The organism is Actinomadura rubrisoli (assembly GCF_004349215.1).
Lineage (GTDB): Bacteria > Actinomycetota > Actinomycetes > Streptosporangiales > Streptosporangiaceae > Spirillospora > Spirillospora rubrisoli.
Genome location: NZ_SMKU01000377.1, coordinates 1 through 8,686 on the forward strand (window position 1 = coordinate 1; position 8,686 = coordinate 8,686).

Annotated in this window: 9 protein-coding genes; 4 read left to right on the forward strand and 5 right to left on the reverse strand. The window is 73.9% G+C overall.

The features are described from left to right. Positions 1-14: 14 nt before the first annotated feature. The 4 genes from E1298_RS40050 to E1298_RS40065 form a co-directional block, all read right to left on the reverse strand. Positions 15-428 carry a pyridoxamine 5'-phosphate oxidase family protein gene (locus E1298_RS40050; protein WP_131902609.1) on the reverse strand — a complete coding sequence of 138 codons (414 nt, stop codon included), beginning with the start codon at positions 426-428 and terminating at the stop codon, positions 15-17. Positions 429-606: 178 nt separating this feature from the next. Beyond that, a complete protein-coding gene (locus tag E1298_RS40055) occupies positions 607-1,614 on the reverse strand; it encodes a hypothetical protein (protein WP_131902610.1) in 1,008 nt (335 codons plus the stop codon). A 150-nt stretch (positions 1,615-1,764) separates the two neighbouring features. After that, positions 1,765-2,943, reverse strand: a complete 1,179-nt coding sequence (locus tag E1298_RS40060; protein WP_131902611.1) for a DUF2637 domain-containing protein — start codon at positions 2,941-2,943, stop codon at positions 1,765-1,767. A 174-nt stretch (positions 2,944-3,117) separates the two neighbouring features. Next, complete coding sequence (locus tag E1298_RS40065) at positions 3,118-3,771, reverse strand: dioxygenase family protein (RefSeq protein WP_131902612.1); 654 nt, start codon at positions 3,769-3,771, stop codon at positions 3,118-3,120. Between the two features lie 236 nt (positions 3,772-4,007). Here E1298_RS40065 and E1298_RS40070 point away from each other — a divergent pair, with 236 nt between their 5' ends. From E1298_RS40070 to E1298_RS40080, 3 genes are all read left to right on the forward strand, one after another. Further along, complete coding sequence (locus E1298_RS40070; RefSeq protein ID WP_131902613.1) at positions 4,008-4,970, forward strand: AraC-like ligand-binding domain-containing protein; 963 nt, start codon at positions 4,008-4,010, stop codon at positions 4,968-4,970. A gap of 139 nt (positions 4,971-5,109) precedes the next feature. Next, the gene (locus tag E1298_RS40075; RefSeq protein ID WP_131902614.1) at positions 5,110-6,441 is read left to right on the forward strand and encodes an erythromycin esterase family protein; all 1,332 of its coding nucleotides are present in this window, start codon (positions 5,110-5,112) and stop codon (positions 6,439-6,441) included. Between the two features lie 126 nt (positions 6,442-6,567). Then, a complete protein-coding gene (locus E1298_RS40080) occupies positions 6,568-7,266 on the forward strand; it encodes a Crp/Fnr family transcriptional regulator (protein WP_243726116.1) in 699 nt (232 codons plus the stop codon). A 43-nt stretch (positions 7,267-7,309) separates the two neighbouring features. Here E1298_RS40080 and E1298_RS40085 read toward each other — a convergent pair whose 3' ends face one another. Then, entirely contained in the window at positions 7,310-7,711 is a 402-nt protein-coding gene (locus tag E1298_RS40085) for a hypothetical protein (protein WP_131902616.1), read from the reverse strand. Between the two features lie 147 nt (positions 7,712-7,858). Here E1298_RS40085 and E1298_RS40090 point away from each other — a divergent pair, with 147 nt between their 5' ends. After that, a complete protein-coding gene (locus E1298_RS40090) occupies positions 7,859-8,515 on the forward strand; it encodes a response regulator transcription factor (RefSeq protein WP_131902617.1) in 657 nt (218 codons plus the stop codon). The last annotated feature ends 171 nt before the right edge of the window (positions 8,516-8,686 follow it).

The following is an 8,686-nucleotide window of genomic DNA, read 5'->3' on the forward strand; positions in this document are numbered from 1 at the left end:
CGGGGGCGGCGGGCTCAGACATTGCCCAGGACCCGGCGGATCGCGATCTCGATGACGACCCGCCGCGGGTTCGGGCGCGGCGGCTTGTACCGCTCGGCGTACCGGCGCTCCGCGTCGGCGACGGCGTCCGCGTCGGTCCGCAGGACGGCCCGGCCCTCGACGGTCGCCCAGCGGCGGCCGTCCACCTGGCCGACGGCGACCGGCAGCCCGGCCGGGCCCGCCTGCCGGACGTGCCGCGCCTTCGCCGACCCGCCCGAGGTGATCACCCGGACGATCCCGGCCCCCGCGTCCAGCACGGCCCCCACCGGCACCGCGTGCGGTGTGCCGTCCGGCCGCACCGTGACCAGCGTGCACAGGTGCCGTTCCCGCCAGAACGCCAGAAGCCGCTCGTCGTCGGGTGCCAGGCGGTGTCGCGTCGTCCCGTGCATCTCGTCCTCTCGTCCGCGTGAGCAGCAGGATCCCAGAACCGGGACGGACGCGTTCATCCGGCCCGCCCGCGCGCCGCGCACGGCCGCGCACGGCGCAGGGCCGCGCGCTGCGGACGGCCGCCGGGACGGCCCCTGCCGCCCGGTGCGCCCGCTGCGCGCGATCTGACCTGCCGATCCCCTATGGCGTCCCGGTGCTCTGCGGCGTCGGGCACGGGGACGCGGCGTCCGGCGGGCCAGCCGAGGGCGCCGGGTCCGGTGCCGGGTCCCGCGACGGCGCCCGCGTCGGCACGGCCCGCCCCGGGCCCGTGCGCCGCAGGTTGTGCGCCTTCATGACGGACTGGAGGTCGGGAAGTCCGCCCCTGCCGTCGGCGTCGGCGAGCGTCGGGCAGGCCCACTCGTCCTGGTGGCCCCACGAGTAGCTGATGTCGAACGCGGGGGACGGGACGAGCCGGTCCCACCGGTTCAGGATGGAGCGCAGCTGCGCGGCGCTCGGCAGCCGCCAGTTCCGCTCGCCGTCGTTGCACGACTGCCCGAACGTCTGGAACACCGGGACGATCATCCGCCGGGGGAACCCGGCGCGGTCGGCCTGGCGGACCATCGTGTCGATGGCCTTCAGGTCGCAGCCCGCCGCGTCCGTGCGGCAGGGGTAGGGGTCCAGGCCGATGAGGTCCAGATGCGTGGCGGACGGCTCCAGCGGCCGCATCGGCCAGTCGGTCAGCGAGGCGAACGCCTTCTGCCCCGGCGCGTACCGGTGGACGATGTCCGCGCGCTGCCGGATCTTGGCGACGATCCAGGGGCACTCGTCCGGGTTCGGCTCGTCCGACAGGTACCAGCCGTAGACGCGCTCGTCGCGGGCGAACCGCTTCACGGTCTCGGCGAACGCGGAGAGCGTGGGGATCTCGAAGTCGCCGCAGGTGGTGTTGCCGACCCACAGCAGGGCCCGGCCGCCCTTGGGCAGGGCGGCGATGTCGTCCTCGTCGGGGTCGGCGTCGAACAGGTTGTAGCCGAGCCGGGCCGCTTTGGCGCGGTCCCCGGCCGGCATGTTGAGCGCGACGTGCAGGGTGCCGCCCGCCAGGGCGGCGGCGGGGCGGGCGGAGGCGTCCCCGGGCGAGGGGGCGATCAGGTACCCGGCGACGGCCCCGGCGATCGAGGCGGCGGCGGCCACGGCGGCGAGATGGGTCTTCATCTGCTCTCCCGGCATCGCTGATGCGGCAATGGGATGAGCCCAGCGTCGCACGCGGCAGAGCGTGATCGCCTCGATACGGCGGAGTCCGGCCCCTCGGCCCGGGACGGATGACCCCCGGCCGCGGGGCCCGGCCGCGGAGCCCGCCGGAGGTCAGACGCGCCAGGAGCGGACGAGGTCGTCCAGCGCGGACTGGTCGAAGAGGATGCCCCGCGAGATGAGCTCCTGGGCGACCAGGTCGCCGTCGCCGTGGTGCTTGGCCAGCAGCCGGTACACCGCGTACGGGAACCAGTGGTTGTCGCTGATCCGCTGGATGTCGGCCTCGTCGCAGGTGTAGCCCTCGGCCCTGACCTCGGCCAGCGTCGCGGCCACGTCGCCGTGCCGGCGCTCCAGGATGTCGATGACGATGGCGCGCAGGTTCTCGGTGTTCGTCTCCGGCGCGGGCGCGGGGGCCGGGTCCTCGGCGATGGGCGCGTAGGTGCTGCGGCCGTTGAGGCTGCCGCGGGTGGCGGCGCTGACGACGGCCAGCTCCGGTTCCGGCTCCGGGACCGGCTCGGGCACCGGACGCTCGGCCTCGGCGCGCGCCGCGGACGCCGGTGCGGGGGCGGGATCGGCACCGGACTCGGCGCGGGCCGCGGACGCCGCGGGCTCGGAGGGCGCGGGCTCGGACGTCGCGGGCTCGGTCTCGCGTTCGGCGGACGTCCCGGACTCCGCGTCCGCGGAGCCCGACTCGATCGCCTTCCCGGAGTGGCCGGGGACCTGGATCTGCGGGAACGGGCCCGTGTTCCGCAGCGGCATCAGCGTGATCTGCTGCAGGGTGACCGGCCCGGCGATGGCCCGGTTCTGCGGATCGGGCTGCTTGGGCGCGTTCTCCCGCATCTCCGCCTCGCGCGAGACGTAGCGGTGCAGCGTCCGCAGCAGGACGAACAGGCCCAGCATCGACACGATCGGCGGTACGGCGGCCGTCGCCTGGTAGGAGAACGTCCGGTTGCCGACGTGGCCGACGTTGAAGATGAGGCTCGCCGTCCAGCCCGCGAGGGCGATGGTCAGCGGCAGGGAGAAGTCGAGCCAGCTCATCAGGTGCCGGCGGTGCAGCACGAAGGCGTCGACGGCCAGCAGGAACAGGCCCAGCTCGCCCACGATGATGAACAGGTCGACCAGCAGCGGGAACGACTCGGCCTTCCAGCCGCGCAGGCCGTGCTCCAGCGCCCAGTGGTAGAGCCCCGCGTACGACTGGGCGAACCCGCCCGCGGTCGCGGTCAGGACCGCGGCCGCCATGAAGGCGATGGCTCCCCACCGTGTGATGACTTGTGCCCGGTTGGCAGCGCTCATGCGGAGTGTGCTCCAGTTTTCCTTACCCGACCAAAGGTGATCGCTGGGAGACTATCCGTTCCTTTGCCGTTTCGTGGGGGATTCGCGTCACGTGTGGGTTCCGGTCCCGGACGCGCGGCATCCCCGCCGGGCCGCTTCGGGCGGCCCGGCGGGGACGGAAGTTCCGTGGGAGCGTTACGGAACCATGAGCACGAAGTCGAACGCGCCGGTGCGGCCGTTCTGGTCGGTGCCCATCTTCATCAGCAACCTCGGGTCGTAGATGGTGTCCGTCTGGTTGCGCGGCTCACCGGGGAAGTAGAGCTGCGTGGTGAGGATCCTCTGGCCGGGGGCCTGCGCCTTGACGTGGATGTGGCGGGTACGGCCCGGGTAGAGGCCCGGCACGATCGTCTGCAGGGTGAACTTCCCGGCGGCATCGGTGTACTGGTGACCGCGCAGCGTGTAGCCGCTGTTGTCGTAGATGCCGCCGTTGTCGCACTGCCAGAAGTCGAGCAGTGCCCGAGCGATCGGCTTGCACGACCTGGAGTAGACGATCCCGGACACCGTGAGCTTGGTGCCCGGCATGCCGGGCGTGACCAGGTTCGCGCGCTCGGGTGACCCTGGCTTGAAGTACGGCCCCTCCGTCTGGTTCGGAGTCTGCTCATCGTCTCCGTCGGTGCACTTGGGGGTCGGCTCCAGAAGCCTGGGCCCCAGGGGCGATCCCGACGGCTGTGTTGCCTGGGCGGGGGAGGCGGAGGACACGACGGCGGGCACGGCCAGCGCGCCGATGCCGACAGCCGCGATGAAGTTCTTGCGGCTGATGCCGCCCTGTTCCTGCTCGTCCTCTGGCATGGCGGGGATTCCTCTCGGCGGGTCTCGAGGTTGGGGGCGCTCCCAGCGAGTTTGTCGCGATATGTATAAGCCGGGCTCGGACGGGGGGTCTTGGCCCTGCCTGCCGTAATTTTGGCGCCAGGTGCCAAAACATGGGCCGCACGTCGTGCTTACTCGCTCATTGACCTTCCTGACGTGGCGTAGAAGCCTTGCGGGTGGCGTCCGGGAGTCTTGTCCGCACTAGCGCAAGGAGCGCTATGCCCACGCTCGTGAGCACGTCGGGCCACCCCGCCGCCCAGCAGGCGGACTACTGGCGCCATCTGATCAGCTCGGCCTTCGGGCCCTTCCACCTGCAGCCGGCCGGCCGCGGGCCGTTCGCAGCGCGGCTCGTCTGCCGCACCCTCGGGGCCGTCGAGGCCGGTGAGGTCCGCGCCCCGGCGCACGCCGTCCGGCGCAGCCCCCGGCAGATCGCCCGCGACACCCGTGAGTGCTACAAGCTCGGCCTGGTCCTGCGGGGCTCCTGCGTCCTCCGGCAGAACGACCGGCAGGTCAGGGTCGGTGCGGGGGACGTGGTGTTCTACGACCTCACCCGCCCGGTCGAGATCAACTTCGACGCCCACCACATCTTCACCGTCGTGATCCCGCACTGGGCGGTGCCGCTCTCGGTCGACCGGCTGGCCGCGCTCGGCGGTACCCTGCTCACCGAGCGGGCCCGCACCGGCCGCCTCGTGACCTCACTGCTCTCGGCCATCGCCGAGGACGGCGGCACGGCGGACGAGCCGTACGCCCACCACCTCGGCGGCGCGATCGTCGAGCTGGTGACGGGCGCGGCGAGCGAGTGGCTGGGGACGGCGCCGGCGCCGTCCCCGGACGCCGCGGAGATGCTGCGCGCCATCGTCGACTGGATCGAGGCGCGGCTGCACGACCCCGCCCTGTCCCCGGCCGCGATCGCCGAGGCGCACCACATCTCCGTCCGGCAGCTGTACCGGGTGTTCCAGCCGAAGGGCACCACCGTCGCCCGGTACGTGCGCTCCCGCCGCCTGGAGCACTGCCGCCGGGAGCTGCGCGACCCGTTCCTCGCCACGCAGCGGATCGGCGCGATCGCGGGCCGCTGGGGCCTGCCGGACGCCGCCGCGTTCAGCCGCGCCTTCCGGGCCGCGTACGGCGTCACCCCGAGCGCCTACCGGGCCGCCGCCACCGGCATCGACCGCTCCGACTGACCGGCGGCGGGCACCGGCCGACCAGCGGCGGGTGCCCGGCCGGCGGACGGGGCCGAGCCGGTTCCCGCCGGCGAAGCCGGCCGAATCGAATCCCGATTCCGGGGAACCCGTGGAGGAGGACCGGAATGGGGGAACGCCGATGCCAGAGTCAGGAAGCCGCGAGGGCGACACCGGGCGCGCGGTGAGCCATGCCGACGACGTGCTCGGCGCCGCCCTCCCGCTGGAGTACGAGGAGGACCTCGACCCGCTCCTGGAGCGGGTCGGGGACGCCCGGTGCGTGCTGCTGGGCGAGGCGAGCCACGGCACGCACGAGTACTACGCGTGGCGGGCGGCGATGACCAGGCGGCTCATCGCCGAGCACGGGTTCTCGTTCGTCGCCGTGGAGGGCGACTGGCCGGACTGCCGGCGCGTCGGGCGCTCGGTCACGCTGGCGCCCGGCGCGCCCGCGGACCCGCGCGAGGCCCTGGACGCCTACGAGCGCTGGCCGACCTGGATGTGGGCCAACGAGGAGACCGTGCGGTTCTGCCGCTGGCTGCGCGACCGCAACGAGGCCCTCCCGCCGCACCGGCGGGCGGGCTTCTACGGGCTGGACGTGTACAGCCTGTGGGAGTCGCTGAGGGCCGTCGTCATCTACCTGTCGGAGCACCGTCCCGAGTACCTGGAGACGGCGCTCGCGGCCTACCGCTGCTTCGAGCCCCACGGCGAGGACCCGCAGGCGTACGGGTGGAACACGGCCCTGGTCCCGGAGGGGTGCACGGAGGAGATCCTGGCGCTGCTGACCCGGCTGCGCGCCCCGTCCCCGTCCGGCGGGACCGGGGACCCCGCCGCGGAGTTCGACGCCCGGCAGAACGCCGAGGTCGCGGCGGGCGCCGAGCGCTACTACCGCGCCATGATCGGCGGCGGCCCGGAGTCGTGGAACGTCCGGGACGTGCACATGGCCGACACCCTCGACCGCCTGATGGACCTCCACGACGGCAAGGCGGTCGTGTGGGCCCACAACTCGCATGTCGGCGACGCGCGCGCCACCTCCATGGACGAGGCGGGCATGGTCAACCTCGGCCGGCTCGCGCGGGAGCGGCACGGCCAGGAGCGGGTCGTGCTCGTCGGGTTCGCGGGCGGGCCGGGCCAGGTGATCGCCGCGCCGAGCTGGGGCGCCCGCATGGAGGTGATGGACGTCCCGCCGCCGCGCGCCGGGTCCCTGGAGGCGCTGCTGGCCGAGTCGGACCTGCGCCGCGCGCTGTTCGTGATGCCGCACGAGCAGGGCGAGCCGTCCTGGTACACCGAGCGGCTCGGGCACCGCGCCATAGGCGTGGTGTACGACCCCGACCGCGACGGGCGCCAGTACGTCCCGACGCGGGTCGCCGACCGGTACGACGCCCTGTGCTGGTTCCGGACCACGTCCGCGTTGCAGCCGCTGCACCTGGAGGCGGCCCGCCTCGGTGAACTGGAGACCCTGCCGAGCGGGGTCTAGCGGGGACGCGACGGGCCGCACCTGGCCGTTCATAGTGCTCGGGACCACTCGCCGTCCGGCTTCCCCTTGTCGGCCTGACCGGTTTACCGTTCGGATAACCCGGCAGTTGACGCTAAGGAGGAGCTGGTGACGCAGTACGCGCCGTCCTCTCCGCGTCCGGGGTTCTGGGCCGCGCTCGACCACGGGCAGCAGGCCGCCCTGCGGTCCGCCGCGCGCCCCCGGCACTTCCCGGTGAAGGCGCCGCTGGTGTACCAGGGCGACGAGTCCGACCATGTGATCATCATCGAGCGGGGCTGGGCCAAGGTGACCTCGGCCACCGAGGACGGCCACGACGTCGTGCTCGCCGTGCGCGGCCCCGGCGACCTGCTCGCCGAGAGCGCCGTCCTCGGCGGCCGCACCCGCTCGGCCACGGTGACCGCCCTGTCGCCCATCCGGGCCCTCGTCGTCCCCGCCGCGCGCTTCACCGGCTTCCTGGACGCCCACCCGGAGGTGTGGATGCTGGTCAGCGGCACCTTCATCCAGCGACTGGACGACTCCGACCGGCGGCTGAAGGCCCACGTCACCAGCCGGGGCACGCAGCGGCTCGCGCAGCTGCTGGCCGACCTCGCCGAGTTGTCGGCGCACCACACCGCGCCCGCCGCCGACGGCAGCATCGAGATCGGCCCGCCGCTGTCCCAGGAGGAGCTCGGAAGCTGGATGGACGCCTCCAGGGAGACCGTCGCCCGCGCCCTGAACGGCCTGCGCCGCGAGGGCCTGATCCGCACCGGCTGGCGCCGCATCACGGTCGTCGACCTCCCCGGCCTCCGCGCCTTCGCCCGCGAATGACGGCCGACCCCGGTGCCCGGCTGAGTACCGTCTTAGCCCGGTCTTAGCCCGGCATGGAGGGCGGCGTGGGCTTCGGCGGCCGGATGTCGCCCGAAGACGGGACGGCGGGCGGGGAGACGGTCGGCGGCTCAGGCGCCGGGGGGAGCGCACTGCCCTTCGGCAGCAGGCGGGCGCAGGCGCGCGCGGCCTTCTGGTACGGCTCCGAGAGCACGTTCGCCTTGCCGTTCAGGTTGAGGCGGCCGTCGCCGGAGACGGTGAGTCCCGGGAAGTCGGGCATGCCGTGCGTGCGCATGCAGGCGGTGAACGCCTTGGCTTCGTCGGTGGTCACGGCTCGGACGGCGGACGGGTGCCGGTCCGGTGCGGCCGCGGCCGCGGTGCCTAGACCGGCGAGGCCGGTCGCGGCGACCGCGACGAGTGCCGCGCGGCGGGTCGGTGTGATGCGCATGGTGCTCCGTTCGTCAGGGCGGCCGGCGGCCGCCGTTGCGACGAACTCAACCGCCTGGCCGGTTACAGGGCGGGAACAGCCGCCTTCACGCTGCTGTAACCGCCCGCGCGGGATGCTGGGGCGCAAACCGGTGAAAGGGGCGGACGGATGCGGGTGCTGCTGGTCGAGGACCACCGAGAGCTGGCCGAGACGGTCGCGGCCGGGCTGCGCCGCGAAGGGCTCGCGGTGGACGTCGCGGGGGACGGGGCCGCCGCGCTGGAGCGCGCGTCGGTCAACCGGTACGACGTCGTCGTCCTCGACCGCGACCTGCCCGTCGTCCACGGGGACGAGGTCTGCCGCTCCCTGGCCTCGGACGGCGGGACGGCGCGGGTGCTGATGCTCACCGCCGCCGGGACGATCGAGGACCGGGTGGACGGGCTGCTCGGCTGCGGCGCCGACGACTACCTGCCCAAGCCGTTCGCGTTCGCCGAGCTGGTGGCCCGCGTCCGCGCGCTCGGGCGGCGGGCGGGCCCGGCCGTCCCGGCGGTCCTGGTCAGCGGCGACCTGAGGCTGGACCCCGGGCGGCGGACGGCGTCGCGGGCCGGGCGCCGGCTGGACCTCAGCCCGAAGGAGTTCGCCGTGCTGGAGCTGCTGATGGGCGCCGGCGGCCACGTCGTGTCCGCCGAGGAGCTGCTGGAGCGGGCGTGGGACGAGGCCGCCGATCCGTTCACCGGCACCGTGAAGGTGACGGTCAGCCGGCTGCGGCGCAAGCTCGGCGACCCGCCCGTGGTGGAGACGGTGCCCCAGGCCGGCTACAGGATCTGAGCGATGGCCCTGCGATGGACGATCCGGCTGCGGCTCACCCTGCTCTACGGGGGCCTGTTCGTCGCGGCGGGCGCGGTGCTGCTCGCCGTCACCTACGTGCTGGCGACCCGCGCCCTGCCCTGGGCGGGCGTGTTCCCGCCCCCGAAGCCCGACCTGAGCCTGCCGGTCGAG

Bases quoted from the DNA above. Each gene is read 5' to 3' on its own strand.
- E1298_RS40050 (WP_131902609.1), bottom strand. From the start codon at position 428: ATGCACGGGACGACGCGACACCGCCTGGCACCCGACGACGAGCGGCTT.
- E1298_RS40055 (WP_131902610.1), bottom strand. From the start codon at position 1,614: ATGAAGACCCATCTCGCCGCCGTGGCCGCCGCCGCCTCGATCGCCGGG.
- E1298_RS40060 (WP_131902611.1), bottom strand. From the start codon at position 2,943: ATGAGCGCTGCCAACCGGGCACAAGTCATCACACGGTGGGGAGCCATC.
- E1298_RS40065 (WP_131902612.1), bottom strand. From the start codon at position 3,771: ATGCCAGAGGACGAGCAGGAACAGGGCGGCATCAGCCGCAAGAACTTC.
- E1298_RS40070 (WP_131902613.1), top strand. From the start codon at position 4,008: ATGCCCACGCTCGTGAGCACGTCGGGCCACCCCGCCGCCCAGCAGGCG.
- E1298_RS40075 (WP_131902614.1), top strand. From the start codon at position 5,110: ATGCCAGAGTCAGGAAGCCGCGAGGGCGACACCGGGCGCGCGGTGAGC.
- E1298_RS40085 (WP_131902616.1), bottom strand. From the start codon at position 7,711: ATGCGCATCACACCGACCCGCCGCGCGGCACTCGTCGCGGTCGCCGCG.
- E1298_RS40090 (WP_131902617.1), top strand. From the start codon at position 7,859: ATGCGGGTGCTGCTGGTCGAGGACCACCGAGAGCTGGCCGAGACGGTC.